Raw genomic sequence first — 22832 nt, forward strand, 5'->3', positions numbered from 1 at the left:
ATTAATTAACGATATAAGAAATTAAGATAGGAGCGCTGTAAGCGTTTGGCTCAGGATTTGCGGCAGCAGAAGCCATACCAACGGTAAAGACATACTCAGTCACACCATCTTCTTTAGCATCCAAACCAATACGTTGACCATTTTTAACAATCGTTTTTCCATCATCTTGCGCAATCATGAAACCAACTTTTTCTGCATCATTACTAACAAAAATATTTTGGTCATTATTAGCGACAGACGTTAAGCCTTGAATAATCAAATCACCCGTTTCATCGGCTTTACAATTAGTTAGTGTGACAGGCATCTTGACGGCACCTAACATTTTATTTGCCACGAAATCTGCTGGCTTAAATACACCAACGTTTAAAATAGATTTCCCACCATTAATCGTCACATCGCAGGTTGTACTCGTGATAACACCTTGTAATGTAACTTCTGCTGATGGTGAAGCACTCGTGCTTAAACTCATACCAGCAGTACTTGCAAATAATGTAGTAGTGAGAACAATTTTTTTAAATGTCATACTATAATCTCTCTAATATTTAAATAAAATACACAGCAAAGACAACCCAATATTAGATATTGAATTATTTTCTTATATTTCAATTTATATTTAACATAAGCTTATCACTACACAAATATAATAAATAAGTGCAGCTAAAAACCCATTAAATTAATTAATAAAATTAATTAAAAATAAATTAAAAATAAATTCAATAGAATAGCGTCAACCAAAATGAGATGTATCATCAAATTTAAAATATTTTTTATAGCTATCTCTAGTTAAGGGATAAAACAGAAATCGATAATTTTTATATAATTCAGGATCTATTTCTTTTAATCTCAAAGATACACCAATAAAGAAATCATCAAGAGAGGTACCTAATTTATATAATAAATAAACTAATGTATCGGTATTGATACGACAAGTACCTCTTTCATATCGAGAAATCTGTTGCTGTGAAATATCTATCATTTCAGCAAGTTTCTTTCCCGATAGGTTTCGTAATTTTCTTAACTTTGAAAGCTCATAGCCGATGGCAATTGCTATGTGATCTTTAGTCGTTGATATTAAATTATTCATACTAATTCATTCCATTTTGGCTTTTTTACTCCTAAAAACAAGTGAATTGTATAGTAAAAACAAACAATCACAGTGTTTTACAAGGGAAGTAAATTCTAATGCCAAATAAAAAAAATAAAAACCATACTTTAACAATGGCTTTTAGCTGTGGCATCTAAATTACACAAATCAAGCGTAAAGCAAGCGTTAAAAACCAAAACAATACTATTTTTATAATAAACGATGTTCAAACAGAACTATTGAAATAGTTAATAATCTTGCTTTAATCATAAAATGACTAGCTAATTGATATTAAACTCTAAAAATAATAATTTTTTACATATTGAAATTAATGGAAACCTCAAAGTCACATAATGACATAATTTAATTTCAATATAACAATTTGTTTTATAAAAATTTTTATAATAATTCATCTAAAAATAGATTAGTTATCTTTTAAGCAATTATATTGAGTTAATCATACTAATAAAATAAAACAAATCCATTTACGACTTACTTTGTAAATTTAAGTGAAGTATTGTTTGCAAAATTCTAATTTGTTACTCTATAGTAAATTTTCATAGTTATTAACCGGGCTATCCTTAAACCAATTTAATTGTTTTATGTACTTAATTCTGCCAAACCATCATGTTAAACATAATTTTTTTCTTATCATTATTTATCTTATTCAAAAAAAAGAGGCTAAAATTAGCCTCCTTCTTGATTTTTCATCATTTCAATCACGTTATGCATAACAATCAATAAATTAAACCTATAATTTCAACCCATTTATTTAGAATGTTTCACAATTGCCAATAGGATAATATTTATCAAAAATCACAATATATTTTCGACTTTTATTTTTTACTTTTGAATCTCGATACTCTTCCTGTGGTAACAAATATAATACTAACGGCGTTTCATCCTCAGAACTGCAATCATCGTGTAAGATGACTCGAAAATAGGTATTACCGATATTTTTTATCACCCCTTCATTGGTATTAACCTCATATTTAAAATTGATATCTTTTGGTCTCACGACAAAATAGGTTTCTAGGCTCATAGTAGGATAAAACAAAGATTGTCTTTCACGTCGATTTTCACTCTGCATTTCAAGTGGTGTTTCACTAATAATAATCTTGTAATAACGTTCTTTTTCATCGCTATTTCCGCGATAAAAAATTTTAAAAAACTCCTGTTCACCGGGTAGTAAGATTTTTTTTAGTGGTGTAAAAATAATCTCCCCATCAATAATAGCCTGCCCTTTTTCTGTACTTCCCGGTTTATCAATTTTATATGCACTAAAATCATACAAATTGGTCTTTTTAGTATCATTAATATAGGATTTTGAAAAAAATGTTTTACTTGCCTCTAATGACGATATATCAGAGCTAATATACAACGCATAAGCTCTCCCAAAAGACAAAAGGAGTAAAACTAATAATATGTTTTTACAAGGAATTTTTATTTTCATCATGTATAAATTTATCGATTAGAACTAACTGATTCATTTAATATCCCAAATAGCTACTATTCTTAAAACAGACCATTTTCATTTACTATAGAAACGACGAAGCCTCTAATGTACATCTGGCCCAGTCCAAATAGCTTTTACAACAACAGTTCCACTCGCAGAAACGGTACCTAACCAATCAATACCATCTAAAGTAAAAAGTGAATTTGAGTCGTTCATTGGAAAGCTTAAATCTAAATTTGTACGGTAAAATGACCCTAAATCTTGATTAGGAATATCCCATGGTGTTTCTACCCAGAGTGCATTTTTCATAGAAATTTCAGTACTATCACAATTTGAACGATACGACTCCTCAATACCTGAGGCATTTTTAAATGAAAGATAAGCAGAAAATGGCACTTGATATCTGTCATCATCGGATGTGAACAAACAATAATTTCGCCCACTAACATTAATATTTGGCCCTTCTACTCGAGCTGTAATTGAATCAGCCTGCCTTGGGCCACTTGTCGTAACAATATAATTAAATTCAATAGGCGGCTCTGATGCGCCTACTTTCCCCGTTTTCGATGGATTCGGTACGAAATCGCTAGGAACAATGCTAATTCCATAATCTCGTGGTTTAATCACTAATTGGTTTGAAGGTGTAAACTCATAGAATCCAGATTGGGGCGCAGCTGTATTAGTAAATGAGAATGTAAAAAAATCTTGGCTATTCGTAAAATCTACATTTTGAGCTATCAGTTGTTTAAAAAAGGTGTTTGAGAAAAAGATAGCAATATGATTGCTATTGTTTGTAAAATAATAATTAGCATTATAAGTTGTATTATAATTATACCAATTATCACTTCCGTCATCAGGCCCAATTTTTATTGAGCTTCCTGTTGGCGTGAACGGAATTAAAGTCGAGTTTATTTTTAGTCCTAACCGAATGTTTGTAAAAATATCCCCTGTCGTTTCATGATTGATCATTTGACAAATCAAACCATCTACTCGAGAAACTGTACCCAAGCGACAAAACTCTGCACCCGGGCCAAGGCTTGGGTTACCGTTAGTATCAATATAAACTTCTTGCATTGCCCCCGTAGCCGTTAATTTAATATGGCCTGATTTAGTTATTACAAACTCATGTGACGCAATAATATTGCCACCAACACCTCGACAAGACTCTCCCCGACTAGGATCATAATCGACTGTGGTCATACAAGCTCTATAGCTATACGTTTCTACAGTACCCACCGGTACAGATAGGAAATACCGATAGGTTGAATCACTAAATATCCCTCGCGCATAGGTTGATTCCCCTCGAACATCACTCTGCACTATTTTATACGCACCATCACTGCCAATATATTGGGCAGGCCAATAGCCGCTATCATCGCCACAATAGCCACGCATACATCTATTTCCTGTAAAAGGTCCATCTATTGGCGAATTCTCTAACCAAATATCAACATTTTGGTTCGCTCTAATACTAGTATTAACGTATCCCATATACCCCAAACTTAATTGTGAGCTACCAGAATAGCGGGTATATTTATTAGCTCCAGAAAATCGGGGATCAGTCGTTTTCGGTGTAATAAAATATTCACTATCCACACCATTTTCGATAAAAACATAACTGTTAGTAACAGTTGTAGCTAAAGCAATATCGCTAGCTAATAGAAAACTCGTCAAAAAAATAGTGGAAATCGTCTTATTCATCATGAAATTCTCATTGTCTTTGCGCAACTATTCTTTGTGGATCACAAGTCACATCACCTAGCCATAATGCACCACGCGCGCCTGCTAAATTTAAATCGGCTTCGCAGATTGTTTTCTCATCTTCTTGTAGAAGAGAAATAACCGGATAGCGAATATCAACATCCATGGAAAACTCACCATTTTGATCTGTTTTAGTTCTGCCAATATGATTACGGATCGATGCATATTTAATAAACTCACCATCTGGCGATTTAAGTCGACCGAATACAGTAACAAGCTGCCTAACTTCTGGTTTATAAATAGCAATATTACCTGGATATAAAGTTACTAACTTATTTCGTCCTGAAACAATATCAAAACTATCTTTAGACTTTGCATCATTCATTAATTGAATGTCATAGTTTGAATAAGGTGATAATGGAATAAAGGTGTTTTTCCCACTAATTGGATAACTTTGCCCATTAACGCGAGCAGTCATACTGCCATTTCCATAAATATCTGAATTAATAATGACGCCTGATTTACCTTGCTGCCCACTAGGCATAACAATTCCATCACTATAAGCTACAGCACCTCTTGAGGTAAAATTACCATTAAGTCGATTATTATCAGGCCGGTTAATTGTTATCATTCCAGAATTATATTTCATGTCATAAGATGCATAAGCCATAGTGGAAATATCAGATTCTCCATTATTTTTATCTTTGACTAATTTAGAAACTGAGCCGCCTATATTAGTAATAGCAGAATCTTCAAAATTTTTATTCGCATAAATATTAGCTTTAACATTACCATTGCTTGAAGAGACCCCTGTACTTAACCATGTCGCTAATGGAAGTGAAAAATCAAGGCTCACAAATTTTTCATTCATACTTTTTTGGTCGTCATAATGATAACGCTGAACACCCGCTCTTAAACCGACAGTACCGTAACGACCTGAAAATAATGTATTCGCATACTCATAGTTAATTGAATCGCTTCTAGTGCGTTTATCTGTTGTACTACTAATAGTGAAAGTACCAGTACGCTCAATAACTTTATCGAAGTTCATAGTTGCACCATAAGAATAACTGTCAGCATCATAGACAGGTAAATCACCTTTAATAACAGCTTTTTCTTTGGATGCCCATATAGACCCATACCCTTCAGGTATATTTACGGATAACGTCGCAATATTTCGATGACTGCCATGATTTTCAATCATTCCCTGCCAAGAAACTGACATATACTGATTTAAAGAAAGATTTGCGCTACTTTCATTGACCAAAAAGTTGTCATAACCATAGTTAGACATTTGTATATTTAGTCCTGATAGCACAGGAAAACCTTTTGCAGCTGAAGCACCAAATAAATAGCTCTTATCTAACGAGTTACGCTGATTATATTTACCTCGAACATATCTTTTCTTGTCAAAATCAATATAGCCACCATAAATTTCCCAGCTCAATTTTTCAAAATTAATACCTTTAGAACCAAAGGATTTATTGATAGTTTGATTTTGTGTTGTAATAATTTTACCGTCTATAACAGTTTCAACTGTAACCTCATAAATACCAAATGGTAGAATGCTGGTATCAACTTCATAACTTCCCATTGGAAAATTTTGAATATTTAATAACTTCCCATTACGATAAATTCGTACCTCGCCTGGGCTATTTAAAAATGCATAAATTGGTGTTAGCGAATGTTGCTTATTAACAACGATACTGGATGAATTGTTACCAATAGAAGCAGCATAAACCTTACTACTATTTAATGTTGTCAAGCTAGCAATAGATTGTAGGTTCCACGTACTCATTAATCCAAAAGCAAAACGCAATCCATTATAATCACGTTCATACATCGCACGGTAAAGCTCAATATTAGAATTTGATTTTCCAATACTGTAAGCTGATGCGTTAACGTTAATATGATGCTCAGCTACTGCCAATAAAGTATCTAAGTTGAAATAACTACTTGATGAATTTTTTCCCTTTCTGATCTGGCTTTGAAAAACGCCAAGATCGTAATTTGCCACCGCTGAAATCGTATTTACAGAAGAGTCACCAAGTGAGAATTTTCTAATTTTTTCTTTAGGAGAAAAAGCAGTCTTATCAACATCTAATGATAAATTAAAAGATGATATATTGAGTTTTAAAGTAGCGTCATTATCAATTGTTATACCATTATTTGTATCAAAAAAAGCATCCTTTTTATTTATTAACTTTTCAATTAATAAATTATTTAATTTAGGCCCTTGATTTGCATCTAACAAATGGATATTAGCAAGTTTAATTTTTCCTTTATCAATAACAATTGTAGCATCAGCTATTTTATCTTTACTTTGATTTTTTTGTGTTTCATTGTCTAGTCGCAAGAATACTGGGATAGACATCCCTTCTTCCAAAGCCATAACAAAAGCAGGTGGAATTATAAAATCACCCACTTTGATTCGTTTTATGTCCTTGGCATGAACAGCATTTGAAAAAATAATACTCATTACTGATAATGCAATAACACTCTTGCGCATAATTAAAGTCCATTCCTAATTATTTGACAACAATGAACTCTCCTTTGTGCCAAATACCAATGCTTGCTTTTTTATTATTTATATCGACTAATTGAAGTTTCACTGCTAACTTCGGCATCAGATAATAACGCTCGCGACAGATCCCTTCAGTTCCGAATTTAATTTTCTCCGTCAAGCAAGGCCCAGATGCAACTACACGAAAAGAGGTATTTCCCATATTAGCGACTTGGTATTTTTCATATTTATAATTAAAATTTTCAATTCTTGGTGCAACAACAAGTATAGTGCTAATTGTTGCTGATGTTGTTGCAGAAGCAGACTTTGAACTCTTAGTCATTCCACTTTCACTAATTGGGTCATCTTTCCAATTTAATCTATAGTAACGTTCCTTATCATCTTTAGGGCCTTGGTAAATTATCTTGAATATATCTTTAGCATTCCCCGGAAGAATAATATTCGCTGGTGTTGACAATATTTCATTAGGACCATTAATTTCAATTAACTTTCCATTCTCTAACGGAGAATCTATTTTTTCGATACTTAAATTAACCAATCTTGCAGTATCAACTGTATTTTCTATTTCTTTTGATAGCATCCCCTCTTCTGAAGACATTATCTCTGTTATATTACCAACATTTACCGCTAAACTACTTCTTATTGGTACCACTGATAATAAAATAACTGCAAGTATTATTTTTTTCATAAAAAAGCTCAAATAAGATAACGATAAAGATAAAGATACTATTTCCTTATATTATCTTTATCGTAATATAAAATTTTCTATTTAATTAACATGAATAAACTATGGAGTTGGAGTGAAAGTTCCTTCCCAATTTGCAGTAAATTGAACTTTCACATCGCCATCCCAAACACCATCAGTGAGATCTTTAAATTCAGCAGCTGCACCAGCAGATTCGGCGCTTGCAATAACAAAAGTGAATTCACCACGATCTGTTGCGCGGTCAGCACCATTATAAACACCATCTGCCGCTAAGTTATCCAGACCAGAAGTTTGCCCCGCCAAAACATCAACAAGTGTAGTATCTGTTGTTTTATCTAAATCTTCGCCATTCCACTTAACTCCAACCATTAATTTTGAATCATCAATAGTTCTAGATAATGTATTTGCAATAATCTTTGATGTTAATTTAAAATCAGTTGCACCAGTTTGTCCTTGAATAGCAACATCAAAAGCTCCATTTTGTTGATTAAAGCTTTGTTGCCCTTCTGCATAATTAAAAGTTAAGCTTTTTAATGGCGTTACAACCAACATACTTGTTGTATCTTTAATTGCTGTCGCTTGCCAAGTTGCCGTCGCTTGAGCGGTACGAGTATCTGCATTAGCAATAGTAGTGAAAGAAGCAGCAATAATTGTAGATAGCGCTACAGCCGTTATTTTTTTATTAAACATTTTATTCTCTCTAATTTATTATTCAAAAAACAAACACAGGGTAAAAAAAACAAATACATGGTACAAAAAACACTTTTATTTGTGTTTTTTATAAAACATAATCGTTAATTAAATTTTAGTGAAAAAAAATATTAAAAACACTAAATATGAATTCATATAAAAATCATTAATTATCTAAAAAGATTGTTGATTAAATGTTTACTTAATGAATAAAATTCATCCTCATCTTTATCAAACTTAGATTCTTCTTGGACAAAAAAAATTAACTCAGGCCAAGTTTTATCTAATAACTTTAAAATTTGACTTAATGTATCTATTGTTAATGGCGTTTTTCCGTTTTCATATCGAGATATTTGTTGTTGGCTAACATGCATTAATTTTGCTAATTGCTGACCCGTCATATTTTTATCTTTTCTTGCTTTACGCAAAAAACGACCAGCGTAATAACTTATCTTATTTGATTCCATAAACTTAATTCCCAAAAAATAAATTTAATCTAATTATTATTTTCTAATAGTATTAATTATTAATTCCTTTTTAATATAGACAGATTAAAATATGAGTAAAAATGTTTAAACCGATGGAAATAATGAAGTTTAATAGGATTAAACTATCATAACTAAATGTTTAGTTAATAACATTGTTTTTAATGAGGGAAAGTACGTACCTTATTTGACTTTAGTTATATTAAATATTTGATTAATATAATTAAATACTGGAAAAAACATTATTTATAGAATGTTAATTATAAGTGACATATAATATCATTTATCGATAATCACGTTATGATTCGAAACTTAATTTAGCTTATTTTTTCATTTTGTTACAAATGAACACAAATAGAATTAATTTAAATCCACACCAACACCTAAAAGGAGTAATAAAGTTTTTTTACCCGTAAAATATTACCAATGCAGACTTAAAAGCCTCGCAATATTTTTTTTTGATCAAAATCAAACATCTATAAATCATTACTTTTTTTATTAAAAAAAGAAAAATTTAATTTAATGAAGAAAGAATGCCAGCTACAGGAATTATCTTAAAAATAGCAATTTTTCTACGAAAAGAGAATCTTCTTATTCATATTTAAATGAAAAATTTTACAGATATCACCAAAAACCATATATAGCTATAAATATTCCATATTAGACATGCTTGATTTATCTGATAACTAATAATACTAATTTTCTAAATAACGCCACCTTATGATTATCGGCATTGAGAAATAAAAGTTTATAGCTTATTTACAGTTTAATAATTCAAGAAAGGAAGAAAAGGAGAAGTGACCATTATGTAAATAGGTTGGGAGTAAATTGTTATAAAGAATTCGCGCTTGAACGTGAGCCAATAAAAATAGGCGGACCTGATCGGTAATCAGCATAGAGGATGGCGGTTAGGATATTAGTGCAAAAGAGACATCCAATTTCCTAACCATGAACAAAGAATAAGTCAATTATATGATACGATCAAAGGAGCACTTAATGAAAAAGAACCCGATTCACTTAAGCTCGAGTCAAGTTCGGAGGTAATAATGATATCTCCTGATGATGCATTAATAACCAGTGCATTACTACCGCCATTACATGAAGTACTACCTTTTTTCTTTATACACATTGTTGTCTTTGTTTTCGAAGAATCGAATTCATATACGGCACCACCGCTCGCGGATGTGGATTGAAAACCACTAAAAAGAAATGATACCGACGCAGTCTTACTACATTGAAAATGGCTAGGCACAGTAACTAGAGAAGGTTCATTTTTGTTTACTACCCCATGCTCAACAACCGAAGGCAGATCGAAATTACAGGACGCGGGTGTGGGTATCGGTGGTGCAGTGCCATCATCTATCGGCTTACATCCATCAGTAAGAGGATAATTCTTCCCATTAGCATTTATATACATATTATAGCATAAACTCTTTGTAAGATTGGACTGTTGTGGGTAACTGACAAACCTATAATCCCGTATGAATGGGAATGTATAACGCCCACCCCCAATAACCGTCTGACAATTACTAAAATTAAGAGAGTACATTAGAGCCCCCCCGAATCCACCGGGCTCCGTGCTCCAGCCTTCTGGGTTCGCAGACTTATATTTAACATACATCCCCCCAAATTCATAGTATGGTTGGAAATACACGGTACAAGCCCCCTCTATTTTCGATATCGGATCGTTCCCTGTTACATAATTAATCGTAGGTTGCATATCTCCACCACGTGTTCGACTATCAGAGCCAGGAGCCCAACAACGACTCATAATACCACTACTTGCAGGTTCTACAGCACAATAATCCCACCAGGATGTGCCGTCCCCCTTAGACAACAAAAAAGTACTCTTCCCTGACGCGTCAACCGAATCGAACACTGTCACCGAAACCTCCCCCACTGCAGACAGCGGAATGCTCAATAGCATACCGGCCAAGAATTTCATGCGCATCACTCTAATCATCATTTTTCATCCCATTTCCGTATTTCATATCTACCACCAGTGGAAATCCCAATCCAAAATATTTGCATTAGGTGATAATTCTGCCGTCGTTGGTAAAGTTAGTCGTATACTAAACATCACAAATGTCGCCATCACTCATTCATACATCAAGCTATACGTCAACGTCGCGGTAAAAAAGCCCGGTACTATCGAATCTACCGTTTCATCCACTGCTGCCTGCACATATGACCTCAGCCGAATGGTCATATCACCATCCTTTATCGGAATGATTGAACCCACTTGCGAATTATTGATAGGTAAGGCTAAACCGCTCGGCGCTTCTAAACCGACAACAATTCCACTCGCCTGACTACCTGCATCCACATTCAATAACCCATTATCAGTTGTTGAAATACCCGTAAATCTGGCTGAAATTGTATTTCCGAGCGACGTATCACAGTCCTTAAGATTAAACAGAATGTCTTCTTTACTATAACGACGTTGCCCCTTAGCTAAATCCTTCGCATTGATATTGCCCCCAAAATCAACCCACATATTCTCAAACGAAGGATCAACGGTACATGGCAATGCAATTAACGTCCCACTGTATTGGATTTCATTACTGCTATCGGCATAAGCGCCCGATGATATGAGGCTAATTAATAACATCCCACTGAGTGCGACAAGAACAGAGCTGTGCTTTATCTTGCTTGTTTTTCTTATCATGGATAGTTCATCTCCACACTTGCAGTCGCCGTAAATTCATCCTCATACAGTGTTACGCCGGGTCTTGTATCTTTCACTGGCACGGCATAAAGCGGTAACGTTAATACACCATTATCTGACATTGTCATCGGCGTCCCCGAGTTGGGCGCTATCAACACGCCTTGATGATATAATCGGATACCCAATCCTGCTTGGCTTGCCTGTAACGTCTTGTTACTCGGGTCAAAAGGAGCGCTCATGCCCCTATATTCTAAGTACAATGCCACCGCATTGCCCAACCCCGCACCACAGCTCAACGTTAATGTAAAATCTTGGCGACCATATTCCGTTTTATCGCCTAACCCATCTATTTTCGTAATACCTAGTTCATTAAAAGTCACTTTAATCGGTTGGTTAGGTCCATCAGGACCCGATACATCACAAGGTGGGTTATTAATTAAATTTCCCGTAAAATTGACTTCAACCGCTTGTGAAACCAATGAGACCGCTCCACACAGAGCAAGCAATCCATGCCTAAAAACGGTGATTAAAGTACCTCGTTTCATCATTGATACTCCACGCTGAGGGTCGCGTACGCCGTAAAGACCCCATCATTGACCCCGCCAGTGCCACTGGCAACTGGCACTACCGACAGCCTTGGCTTTGTGTTGTAGTTAAAATCGCGCCATGTCGCCAAGTTCAGATTGGTACCATCAGCCAACAAACGTAACCCAATATTGTTTTCGCTTGTTTTCAATACATTAGCTGCCTGTGTTGGCATCCGAGTACCATCAAACTTCAGTTTCAAAGCTGGGTTCTCTGCAGAGTCTTCACAATCTAATGTGTATGGGATATCGGTTTTCGCGTAGCTTTGACCGTCAATATTCTTAATAATGATATCGCCCATATCCACACTAATCGGTTGACCAAAGCCACCATTGCCATATATGTCACAGGTCTTTGCCACTACTGTTACTTTAACTTGAATATTAAAGACGTCCGCTAAGCTTTGTGTACTTGCTAGCAAGCAGCTTCCCATAATCAAACCTACAGTGATTGAGCACATAGATTTCATTTTCAGCCCTCTATTACTCATAAATCATTTCAAACGCAATCAATGCAGAATAAGCGCCCGGCTCTAATGGACCTGAGGTTCTGACTGGCGTGACGTAATAAGTTAATTTTTCTTGCCCTGAAACCAATAAAACGGGGTTACTTTCTTCACCCAGTGGCAATGTTTTCCCTTGACTATCACGCAATACTAAACCAATACCTTGCGCGCCATTCACCTTTGCATAGTTAGGCATAAATGGCACCGTGGGTGCTAAAAAGCGTACTTTTACCGCAGGTTGAGTTGAACTCCACGCGGTTTGCCCTGTCCTCACATTCTCTAATAAGGTCGAGGTTTCTAAACAATCGAGTAATTCAATTTGGAATGAAACTGGGCGACCTTGTCCACCCACACGATTTAATTCTGCCGTTTCTGTATTGCCTAATAACACGGATTGATAACTTGAAGTCATCGCCAATCGACATGGACTTTCAGTAAGTGAACCTGACACATACAACACGCCATGTTGACCATCAACATTCCAGTTATCGCTCGGACGATACAACGCTCGATTATTGTCTTCTGCAAAAGCAGACAAACTACTCGCTCCTACAAATAGGCAAACCAAAAGGCTATTGCGAATATGCTGAGTCAGTTTTTGTTGAGTCATAGTTCTCTCCTTTCCATTCATGCCGACAGGCCTGAGATAATCGATTATTTTGTTTCAGGAATAACCTGACAGCTCGAAGCCTGACAACGGAAATTCAACTCTGGGCGACCGCCGTAGTCATTGATATAAGTCAGTACTGGTGAGCTACCCAATTTACTGGCACTAACACCGATATTTTCACTGGCAAAAGGCGCAACCATCACGGGGGTAAAATCTTTTGCATCCGATTTTGTGGTTGCCGCTGCATTAATAATGGTGACATAAAAAGGCGTTGGGTTTTTCAACATCACCGTTTCACCTTGTTTTTCTAACGTCAGCTTATCTTGTGCAGGTGCTGTATTTTTCTCTGGAATAATCGCTTTCGGGCGATAGAACAACTTCACTCGAGTTTGTAAAGCAATCTGCAATGTATTTGGCTTGTCGCTTTTTGGCGGAATTTCACGCAAATTAAAGTAGAACAGGCTTTCACGGTCATTAGGGAGCATGTTTACGGCTGGCAGTGCTTCGATTTTTACTTGGCTTGATTTACCCGGTTCTAAGCGTTGAACCGGCGGTAGTACCACCAATGGTGAATTTATTTTTTGACCTTCAGCGCTTTCCATCCAACCTTGAGCCAAATAAGGCAACTGTTTGTTGTTATTGGAAATATTTAAAGAAATTGATTTTTGACCACCGTCATAAATCACGCGAGTACGATCCATTGACACTGCAGCATTTGCAGCAGAGGAACACAGAATAAGACCCGTTAAACTTGCAATAACACTGAGTTGAGTTATCTTTTTCATGCTGTAATGACCTATTTTTTGTTGCTCGACTATCGGCCGAGCAACCTATTTACATTAAAAATCAATTATTAATTACACTTAACGTTGTGTAATTTCTGGTGGCTAAAGAGCTGTACTTGCAACAGGGGTACATGGCAGTAATAGTGCTCGCTCAAGAGTGCCCAACTGTACTGGGAAGGTCACTTTACATGCCTTGTTTTCTCCCCATGTCACCGTCATTACATCCCCTGGGTTAATACCGCTGATATAGGCACTACCTGCATCACCGACAATTCCCGTATTTTGATCTTTGGCATTTTTCACTTGCGCGCCAAACGGAGGATGCGAACCATCCGTTAAACTCAACACTGTCATTGCTTTTTGTCCCGACACCACTTCGAAACGACGGAAGCCCACGGCACCTTCAGTCATGGTGGCTTGTACCACTGACTGCTGCGCATCTACATCATCTGGCAACGCGTTCAAATCAATCTGCGCCTTACTGCGGTAATAACTATTCACATCACCAACAATCGCTTTACCGAACATGTTCGAACGAACTGGCGCCCCAAATCCTTTAATTGGTACATCTGCTACACCATCCGTGTCTACCACCATACGGGTTCCCCCCATTTGATTAACACGATGGAATCCGCCGCCTTCTGGTGTCATGGTAAAACCACCCGATGCAGACAGTCCAAATGCACTGTATTGACCATGTTGATAGCTGGCATTCGCACTGACTCGTGCACTGTCTGCTTGATGGCTAACAAATGCACTGGTTGAGGCTCCGTAGCGGCTGCTACCTGCACTCACCTGATAGGAGGTTCGGTCATCAATGCGGTCATAATAAGTGGCGCGGTTAGTAGTATCATTGCGGTTCGCATTTAATGAATAGCCTACGCTACCGCTATTTCCCCAAGGGAATGACAGCGATAAATAGGCACTGTCATCATTGACGCCGTTGTACACACTGCGATTTGCCGACAGGTTCACACTGACATTTTTAATCGAACCAATATCCATATATTTCGAGATCATGATGCTGTAATAGTCATTACTTGGACGATCCCAATAGGTCTGGTGGCTGTAATTCGCATATAATGAAATACCGATATCACTGAAGTTCTTATTCAATGAAATGGTGTAGAGTTCTTTGCTGCCACCGTAGCGCTGACCTGTTTCCCTCGCATTTAAGTAATCTGACATCGACATGAAATCACGCTCAGAGAAGCGGTAGCCCGCAAACTGCACTTGGCTGTCATATTGTTCAAATCGTTTTGAGTAGTTAATACGATATGAACCACCACTGATGGTCGTTTCACCAGGTAAACGCGCAAAAGATTGCGTGACGTCAAATGACATCGCACCAAAGGCGAGCAAGTCACGGCCAATACCCGCTGATAATGCGTTATAATTTTGGCCAATTAAGCTACCAGCAAATAGTGACCAACCATTACTAACTCCCCAAGATAATTCCCCTGTTAAGAAGCTGTCACCTTGACTATGACGCTCATAATTAGTTGGTTGGCCCAGTGCTAACTTGTACTGAACTTGGCCTGGTCGGGTCAGATATGGCAGATTCGCCGTATCAACTTGGAATTCTTGAACAGAGCCATCTTCTTCTTTAACCGTGACATCTAACCTACCGCTGATGGCGTCACTTAAGTCCTGAATTCTAAATGGTCCCGGCGCGACCTGAGTTTCATATAACACACGACCTTGCTGACTTACCGTCACCGTAGCGTTAGTTTTCGCAATACCGGTCACTTCAGGCGCGTACCCCCGCAAGCTTGGTGGCATCATACTGTTATCTGAACGCAAACTTGCCCCCGTAAAACGGAAGCTATCAAACATATTTGACTCAAGATAATCTTCACCTAATGTCAACTTAGCTTGCAAAGATTTCAGCGCGCGATAAGCATAGAAACGGTTCCACTGAAAATCTTTTTGTGTCTGCGTATTTTGGCCATTCATATGGCTTAAACGACCTTGCCAATCTGCACGAAAACGCCATACTCCAAGGTTTATACCCATGACTCCATTACCATTAACTTGATAACTGTCATTTCCCCCTTTTCGGTAAGAGTTATTAGCATTCGCATTGATATTATAATCGGCCAAAATTGCCGATATCCCATCATCCTAACGTGAAGGAGGATCCCAATTTGGTGCTGTATATTCCATGTAGGCTTGCGGGATACTGACATATAAAGAAGAGGTCGCTAAATCGCCACGGATCTGCATACCCGGTAGGCTCTCAGGGTTTAAACATTGTCCATCGTGCCACCACGTTAAATCTTTTAATGAGGTAGACGTCAGCGCCAATTGATTAATGTATTCAAGGGATAAACAGGCAATACTCCCCTCGGGATCATTTTCAGGCACATAAAAAGGAACCGTAATCTCAGGCAATGTTTCATCATTCACTTTTAACGTTAATGAATAATTGCCAGGCATAATATGCCCTGCGCGCGAAAATTGATTTAAATCGATGTTACTTTTGTCTTCGAGATCTAATACATCGGTATTAAATTGAATTGCTTCTGCCGCGAAAACCGGCAGTGCTGCACCGTGAAGTGTCAGTGCAATAACCACACTCAATAAACGTGGTTTAGGTAAGTAAGCATTAAACAAAGACATAAGTAACATCCCTAAAGATCAGTATCAGGAAAAATTCAGCATTTTTTATTAGTAATAATCGAGTTTGAAGCGAATTGCTGTCTGGTATTCCCCTGGACGCAGTGGGGTTTCATCTGAGACCAGCCTTAAACCATAATTGAGGACATAATTACCTGGTTTGATTTCTTGTTTTACAGTTGCCAAACCTGGGCGTACTGTTTGTCCAGATGCATCTTGTAGTGATAATGCGACACCTTTTGCTGCCCCTGAAACGCTAAACCACTCGCCGTTTGCAGGGCCATCAAAAGTGACTGAGAACGTTTGCCAGTTGTCGCCATCATGGGGGGTGAGTTGGCAGCCAATTAAGGTGATAGAAAAAGGTTGTACAGGTCCGTGTCCAACTTGGCGTAACAAACCAATCGGCAAAATACCCATATCAATAGATTGCTCATAAGAACCAGTATCGATAGCACAAGCCGTATCAACGATGCTACCTTGCATACTCACTTTACCCCAAACTACTCCTAGAGCTGCTTGTGCAGGTATTAGCCAGAAAACACCTACTAACAATAGCGCCGTATTTAACAATCCTGTTCGCTTCACGATCACCTCCATTGCTGAACAAGCCATGAAGTGCCGAAACACTCCATGACGTACATACCTTAATTTTTAAAAATTAGTTGTATGCTAAGGTAAAGTTCGTTACTGCTTGGAAGTTACCTGGAGTTACAGTTGTTCCTAGACCTTTCAACGAAGCTTGGAATTTCAGCTCATTGTCGCCTTGAACGTAGTTTTGAGTACTACCTGCGTTAACTTTGATTTGTGTACTAGAAGAGTTCATGATCTTCACGGCAGCGCCTTTCGCATCACCCGTGATTTGCAGTAAGCCTGTTCCTGCGGTATTACCTTCACCATCAGTTGACGTTGCTTCAGTACCAGCGAAAGTAATAGTCACTTCGTTAGATTTTTCTAAATTACAGCCTTCCAGCTTGATAGAGAAAGGTTGAGCTGAAGATTCGCCACCAGCAGTCAGAGTTACGTTAGAAACTTGACCCAGTTCAACAGTTTGGTTTTCTTCGCCTGGTGCGATTGAACATGGTGCAGTAATGATTGAACCGTTAAAAGTCACAGTACCTGAACCTGCATCAACAGCTAAAGCAGATGCACTCATTACGCCAGAAATCAGGGTTGCTAAAATAATCTTTTTCATATTGGCCTCTAAAATAAAAATAATTGCACTTTAAATAAAAGGAATGTTCGCTAAAAACATTCAGATGTGTTCATACCTAATCATTTAGGTATAAATAATTAAAAAATAAGTCTAATTAAAATAAAGTCTTTATATTTAATTAATTTCAAAAAAAACAATTACAATATAAATTCATAACATGCTGATATTAAATAAACATTTAAAAGACATTAAAATGTACATTAATGTAATTTAATATATTTAAAGAATATAAAATAAACGATCAGCCCCATAAATTACTTTGGTTATATCGTCCAAATGTTTCTAATTGTTTTTTTAAAGCTTCTGATTGATTTACAGAAGTAAACACGTTGTGATATTTTACACAAAGTTTTTTTTCCGTCTCAAATGCACGTAAAAATACTTGATTAAAAAAATCAGTTAATGGCACATTAAGCACATTTAAAATAATAATTAATGTATCAACTGTTAAGTTACAAACACCACATTCATAGCGTGATATTTGCTGCTGAGAAACGTTAACGAGAATAGCTAATTCCTTACCCGTCATTGATCGCTCCTTACGCAATTTATGTATTTCCTTTCCGACAGCTTCGGTAAAAGTAGTCCTTGAATTATTTAATTTACCTTCGTATATTTTTACTGTATTTACATCCACTATTACACCCCATAAATTAAATTAGCTATTTAATAAAACCTAATGCATAAAAAATTGGCCAGATAAAAAATGAGACAATTCAATAATGCCAATAAAAATAAAACATCACTTCGTTAATTAAACTTATAATGACTAACTCATCGGATATGGAATATGTATAATCACTTATACATATCAATTAAATTAAATTTCACGTTATGTTCACTCGCTCAATGCTTATTAATTTACTTGAGTAGATATTTAAAATCAAACTCATTTCACTCTGCCCAGTTGTGAAAATGGCCTCAAATTACACAAATTAAGAGTAAATTAAATTTCAACCAGACTAGTGGTATTGCAGCATTGGCCAGACATCTTCTTGAGAGCATCAATTAAAAATAGCGTTTAACACCAAAAACTGGATGATTACGATTTAAATAAAACTTAAAAAACTGTTTTTTATAAACAATCATACTCTCTAACAATAGTAGAAATAAATTAATTTATTAAATATATATTCAGATTAAAAAAAACAAAAAAACTCAATATTTTCATAATGATAGAGAAATGATTATTTTTTATCATAATAGACTCAAATATTTCCATCGGTTAAACATTACACTAAACTTAATATATTGATCTCACTTAAGTCGAAATCTAACTTCCTCCTATTAAGTTAAAGAAGAAAACTAACTAGCAATACAACTACTGAATTTACCTTAAGATAATAACCAGTATCTAACATAATATAGTTCCTACATTTTAAAATCTTATTATGAGCATCCAATACCTAAGGTCATTCATTGAAACATGAACTACCCTCTGGTTTTAAATTTTATTTATTTCTGAATTAACAAAAGAAAATGGCTATTACCCGATATTTTCATATCATGGTTTAGATGGGGGAATTTCACTCCTTATATTTTTTGACTTAAGTATACATATAGACGCGAAAGGAAAATGACACAATAGGAAAACCTGTTATTTAGAGTTTAATATTGACGTCAAATAAAATAAGAAATTGGAATAAAAAATAGCTTTCTATTTCAAAATTAGAAAATAATGATTAAACAATATAAATTTCTATTCAATATCATCAACCATCACACTCATGCCACCAAATATCTATGCCTTATATTATAGTTCTTATTCACATCAAAGACCCCACAATAAACAAGATTATTTCATTCATTATGTGACTCACATAATTTCATTTCCAATAGACCTGAAAAACTACAGACTTTCTTATTATTTATGTTTATGTTTATGTTTATGTTTATGTTTACATATTATTTGAGCCTACGACACTCTCAGATAACACATATGACTCGCCGCTCAGCTAATAATTTTCTTGATTGGTATGTTGTAACTTTTCATATCCAAACAATCAATTAATAACCGCAATTAATAGGCAAGGCAGCGCAAATAAAAACGCAACAGACCATGCTCTAAACGCAAAAAAAAACGCCATGCTAATAAATAGCATGGCGTTATAATGTGGCGGAACGGACGGGACTCGAACCCGCGACCCCCTGCGTGACAGGCAGGTATTCTAACCAACTGAACTACCGCTCCGAATGTTCCCTACTGGGAACGTCGAGCATATTACGAATACTTCGGGTTGCAGTCAATACTTTTTCTTGAAAAATCGCGTAGTTGAACAGTTTTTAGCCTTAACACAGCCTCAATACGAATTTAATTCTGATTTATCGATTTAATCGCTTATTTAACCAGCAACATCGAATAAAAATACAGTATCAATGTTTAATGTATATTTTCATCTTCATCTACAGGTTGTCGCCATAAACAAGGCTTTCCCCCTTTTTTATCGACAATATCAAGTCGTGCCTCATGAGCGACAATTTCCTCATCAGAAGCATATATCACAGATAAACCACTTGTAGGGCGAGTAATTCGCTGAATTCCCTGCTCAGTTTTATTATTTGCTGAATCGCCATCCAAAGAAAAAGACAGAGAGGTCTGTCCCCCTGTCATCGCTAGATAAACATCAGATAAAATCTCAGCATCGAGTAAAGCTCCGTGCAACTGACGCTTTGAGTTATCAATTAAATAACGATCACAAAGTGCATCTAAGTTATTTCGTTTACCCGGGAATATTTTTCGTGCTAAAACTAAGCTATCAGTAATCGTACAAAACTCTGCTGTTGGTGGAATGCCTCGGTTAAGCTTACGAAACTCATGATCCATAAAGCCAATATCAAAGGGTGCGTTATGGATCACCAGCTCAGCACCACGAATAAATTCAATGAATTCATCGGCAATATCAGCAAATACAGGCTGACTTTGTAAAAACTCATCACTAATACCATGAATTTCAAAAGCTTCAGGATCCACTAAACGGTCAGGTTTGATATAAACATGGAAATTACGTCCTGTCAGTCTACGGTTAATCACCTCGACAGCACCAATTTCTATAATGTTGTGACCTTCATAGTGAACACCCAGCTTATTCATACCTGTGGTTTCAGTATCAAGGACAATTTGTCTTGTTATCGCCGTGCTCATCATGTTTTTTTGTGTCACACTATGATTAATAATTAATGAATAAAGTAGAGTTTACCAGAAATGATAAAGCAGGTAGAAATTTTCACTGATGGTTCTTGTTTGGGCAATCCAGGACCCGGCGGGTATGGTGTTGTTTTACGTTACCAACAGCATGAAAAAACACTCAGTGAAGGTTTTTTTCTAACCACAAATAATCGTATGGAATTGCTAGGGGCAATTGTAGCCTTAGAGTCTCTATCCAGGCCCTGCGATATTATTTTAACCACAGATAGCCAATACGTTCGCCAAGGTATCACCCAATGGATCCATAGCTGGAAACGTAAACAATGGCGAAAAGCAGATAAATCCCCAGTCGTAAATGTCGATTTATGGAAGCGGCTCGATGAAGCAATTGTTCGTCATACCATTGATTGGCGTTGGGTTAAAGGCCATGCAGGACATCCTGAAAATGAAAAATGTGATGAGCTCGCACGCTTAGCCGCATCTTCGCCAACTAAAGAAGATACCGGCTATCAACCTGCTAAAAATTAAAATCACTATTTGATAAAGTCTGAACGTTTACTTATCTCTTTGGCAGCGCCCAATGCAGAACCTATTTTCATTTTAGGTTGCTTAAATTTTAGCGGTGTTGGGGTCAAAGGATAAGTGCGTTTTCTTGCAACAATGGTACTTATCACGCCGATTCCCCCCAAATTTTTATTTAGCCGCCGTTCAGGTGATATCCACGGGATAACTTGGCAATTGTGATGATATAACACCTCATAATTCAATAAACCAAGCCAATCAAAAACCCTTAATGAAGGAAAAAAACGACTACAATAAGGTTGTTTTTTTCGAAGAACAGGGATTAATTTAGCCACTCCCGCTAAGCTAAAGGGATTAAATCCAGAAATCACTAGCCAGCCATCGTCCATTAGCACCCGATCAACTTCACGTAGAATCCAGTGAGGGTCATGACTATAAGCCAAACAATGGGACATCAAACATGCATCAATGGATCTGTCCGCAAAAGGCAACGCAGAAGCGCTAGCAATCACCTGCGCACGAGGATCATTATTGCTAACATTGAATTGATGGGCGATCATGCACTCTTTAGTCTGGATTTCAGCGCTCAAATGACCTAATTTAAGCAAATGAAAACCAAACATTTTAGGCCACCAAGGACGAAGTTGGTTTTCTAACGCTTGGCGGTATTGTTCACCAAAAGGAATATCAGACCAACTAACTGGCATTTGAAATTGTTTCTCAATACGCGCAGGCTTCATGAAATCCCCCTTTAATAGTAGAATGTCGAGGTTATTATGGAATTAATACGAGTCCCTGCGTTAAACGATAATTACATTTGGGTCCTCGCTGATAACCAACATCAGTGTATCATCGTTGATCCAGCACAAGCAGATCCTGTTCTTAAAATCATCACCTCAAAGAAATTAACCCCTGTCGCTATTTTACTCACCCATCACCATAATGATCATACTGATGGTGTAAAAGGTCTTTTAAAGGTGTTTTCTACATTACCTGTTTTTGGTCCAAAAGAAACTATCGCAAAAGGAATAACAGAACAAGTTAATGAAGGTGACACCGTTACAATTGGCCAATTTAACTTTCAAGTTCTCGCACTACCAGGCCACACACTGGGTCATATCGGTTTCTACCAAGCTCCTTATTTATTTTGTGGTGATACCTTATTTTCAGCAGGTTGTGGTCGTATTTTTGAAGGCACACCTGAACAAATGTTCCAATCAATTCAAAAAATTGCCAACCTACCTGATGAAACATTAATATGTTGTGCCCATGAATATACGCTATCAAACCTAAAATTTGCGCATCATATTTGGCCGGAAAATATGGCGATTACACAATATTTAACAGAAGTGACTACCGCGCGAGCCAAACAACAAGCAACACTTCCTAGCCTATTGAAAAAAGAGAGAAATATTAATATTTTTCTACAATGTGATAATCCGGAACTACAACAAAAATTAAAGATTAACATTCCAAATCCACCATTAAGAGCCGTTTTTACCTTGTTACGTCAATTAAAAGATCAATATTGAAG

The 22832-nt window shown here is 36.4% G+C and carries 21 protein-coding genes, 1 tRNA gene and 1 pseudogene; 2 read left to right on the top strand and 21 right to left on the bottom strand.

Features of this window, described 5'->3' with window-relative positions; translation table 11 throughout:
• Position 1 precedes the first annotated feature (1 nt).
• From ACTH6U_RS00845 to dnaQ, 20 genes and pseudogenes are all read right to left on the bottom strand, one after another.
• Positions 2 to 523: a fimbrial protein gene (locus ACTH6U_RS00845; RefSeq protein ID WP_441831397.1), complete on the bottom strand. Its 522-nt coding sequence runs from the start codon at positions 521 to 523 to the stop codon at positions 2 to 4.
• A gap of 204 nt (positions 524 to 727) precedes the next feature.
• Complete coding sequence (locus tag ACTH6U_RS00850; protein ID WP_336430929.1) at positions 728 to 1084, bottom strand: helix-turn-helix domain-containing protein; 357 nt, start codon at positions 1082 to 1084, stop codon at positions 728 to 730.
• A 772-nt stretch (positions 1085 to 1856) separates the two neighbouring features.
• Positions 1857 to 2540 (bottom strand): fimbrial protein, encoded by a 684-nt coding sequence (locus ACTH6U_RS00855; protein WP_434720672.1) that lies wholly within the window; start codon positions 2538 to 2540, stop codon positions 1857 to 1859.
• A gap of 102 nt (positions 2541 to 2642) precedes the next feature.
• The gene (locus ACTH6U_RS00860; RefSeq protein ID WP_434720673.1) at positions 2643 to 4244 is read right to left on the bottom strand and encodes a fimbrial protein; all 1602 of its coding nucleotides are present in this window, start codon (positions 4242 to 4244) and stop codon (positions 2643 to 2645) included.
• A 7-nt stretch (positions 4245 to 4251) separates the two neighbouring features.
• On the bottom strand, positions 4252 to 6750 hold the full coding sequence (locus ACTH6U_RS00865) for a TcfC E-set like domain-containing protein (RefSeq protein WP_434720674.1): 2499 nt from the start codon (positions 6748 to 6750) through the stop codon (positions 4252 to 4254).
• 19 nt (positions 6751 to 6769) lie between these two features.
• On the bottom strand, positions 6770 to 7453 hold the full coding sequence (locus ACTH6U_RS00870) for a hypothetical protein (protein ID WP_441831398.1): 684 nt from the start codon (positions 7451 to 7453) through the stop codon (positions 6770 to 6772).
• A gap of 99 nt (positions 7454 to 7552) precedes the next feature.
• Positions 7553 to 8161, bottom strand: coding sequence for a common pilus major fimbrillin subunit EcpA (gene ecpA / locus ACTH6U_RS00875; RefSeq protein ID WP_434720675.1), 609 nt, complete (start codon positions 8159 to 8161; stop codon positions 7553 to 7555).
• Between the two features lie 170 nt (positions 8162 to 8331).
• On the bottom strand, positions 8332 to 8628 hold the full coding sequence (locus ACTH6U_RS00880; protein ID WP_434720676.1) for a helix-turn-helix domain-containing protein: 297 nt from the start codon (positions 8626 to 8628) through the stop codon (positions 8332 to 8334).
• Between the two features lie 982 nt (positions 8629 to 9610).
• Entirely contained in the window at positions 9611 to 10483 is an 873-nt protein-coding gene (locus ACTH6U_RS00885; RefSeq protein WP_441831399.1) for a hypothetical protein, read from the bottom strand.
• Between the two features lie 261 nt (positions 10484 to 10744).
• A complete protein-coding gene (locus tag ACTH6U_RS00890; RefSeq protein WP_441831400.1) occupies positions 10745 to 11314 on the bottom strand; it encodes a fimbrial protein in 570 nt (189 codons plus the stop codon).
• Positions 11311 to 11862 (bottom strand): fimbrial protein, encoded by a 552-nt coding sequence (locus tag ACTH6U_RS00895; RefSeq protein WP_336430925.1) that lies wholly within the window; start codon positions 11860 to 11862, stop codon positions 11311 to 11313. The genes ACTH6U_RS00890 and ACTH6U_RS00895 overlap by 4 nt, the downstream gene beginning before the upstream one ends.
• On the bottom strand, positions 11859 to 12368 hold the full coding sequence (locus ACTH6U_RS00900; protein WP_336430924.1) for a fimbrial protein: 510 nt from the start codon (positions 12366 to 12368) through the stop codon (positions 11859 to 11861). The genes ACTH6U_RS00895 and ACTH6U_RS00900 overlap by 4 nt, the downstream gene beginning before the upstream one ends.
• 13 nt (positions 12369 to 12381) lie before the next feature.
• Positions 12382 to 13014, bottom strand: coding sequence for a fimbrial protein (locus ACTH6U_RS00905; protein ID WP_294108515.1), 633 nt, complete (start codon positions 13012 to 13014; stop codon positions 12382 to 12384).
• Positions 13015 to 13058: 44 nt separating this feature from the next.
• A complete protein-coding gene (locus ACTH6U_RS00910; protein ID WP_434720681.1) occupies positions 13059 to 13799 on the bottom strand; it encodes a fimbria/pilus periplasmic chaperone in 741 nt (246 codons plus the stop codon).
• A 102-nt stretch (positions 13800 to 13901) separates the two neighbouring features.
• Positions 13902 to 16430, bottom strand: a pseudogene (locus ACTH6U_RS00915) (outer membrane usher protein).
• A gap of 39 nt (positions 16431 to 16469) precedes the next feature.
• Complete coding sequence (locus tag ACTH6U_RS00920; RefSeq protein ID WP_441831401.1) at positions 16470 to 17003, bottom strand: fimbrial protein; 534 nt, start codon at positions 17001 to 17003, stop codon at positions 16470 to 16472.
• Between the two features lie 73 nt (positions 17004 to 17076).
• The gene (locus ACTH6U_RS00925; protein ID WP_294108508.1) at positions 17077 to 17610 is read right to left on the bottom strand and encodes a fimbrial protein; all 534 of its coding nucleotides are present in this window, start codon (positions 17608 to 17610) and stop codon (positions 17077 to 17079) included.
• A 262-nt stretch (positions 17611 to 17872) separates the two neighbouring features.
• On the bottom strand, positions 17873 to 18268 hold the full coding sequence (locus ACTH6U_RS00930; protein WP_434720773.1) for a helix-turn-helix domain-containing protein: 396 nt from the start codon (positions 18266 to 18268) through the stop codon (positions 17873 to 17875).
• A 1477-nt stretch (positions 18269 to 19745) separates the two neighbouring features.
• Positions 19746 to 19822, bottom strand: a tRNA-Asp gene (locus ACTH6U_RS00935).
• A gap of 189 nt (positions 19823 to 20011) precedes the next feature.
• Positions 20012 to 20773 carry a DNA polymerase III subunit epsilon gene (gene dnaQ, locus ACTH6U_RS00940; RefSeq protein ID WP_294108504.1) on the bottom strand — a complete coding sequence of 254 codons (762 nt, stop codon included), beginning with the start codon at positions 20771 to 20773 and terminating at the stop codon, positions 20012 to 20014.
• Positions 20774 to 20833: 60 nt separating this feature from the next.
• Here dnaQ and rnhA point away from each other — a divergent pair, with 60 nt between their 5' ends.
• Positions 20834 to 21304, top strand: coding sequence for a ribonuclease HI (gene rnhA / locus ACTH6U_RS00945; RefSeq protein WP_294108502.1), 471 nt, complete (start codon positions 20834 to 20836; stop codon positions 21302 to 21304).
• A gap of 5 nt (positions 21305 to 21309) precedes the next feature.
• Here the strand turns inward: rnhA and ACTH6U_RS00950 are convergent, their stop codons facing one another.
• On the bottom strand, positions 21310 to 22038 hold the full coding sequence (locus ACTH6U_RS00950; protein WP_441828693.1) for a class I SAM-dependent methyltransferase: 729 nt from the start codon (positions 22036 to 22038) through the stop codon (positions 21310 to 21312).
• 36 nt (positions 22039 to 22074) lie between these two features.
• Between ACTH6U_RS00950 and gloB the strand changes: the two genes are divergently transcribed.
• A complete protein-coding gene (gloB, locus tag ACTH6U_RS00955) occupies positions 22075 to 22830 on the top strand; it encodes a hydroxyacylglutathione hydrolase (protein ID WP_336430921.1) in 756 nt (251 codons plus the stop codon).
• Positions 22831 to 22832 lie beyond the last annotated feature (2 nt).

This window comes from Providencia sp. (assembly GCF_052096715.1).
GTDB lineage: Bacteria > Pseudomonadota > Gammaproteobacteria > Enterobacterales > Enterobacteriaceae > Providencia.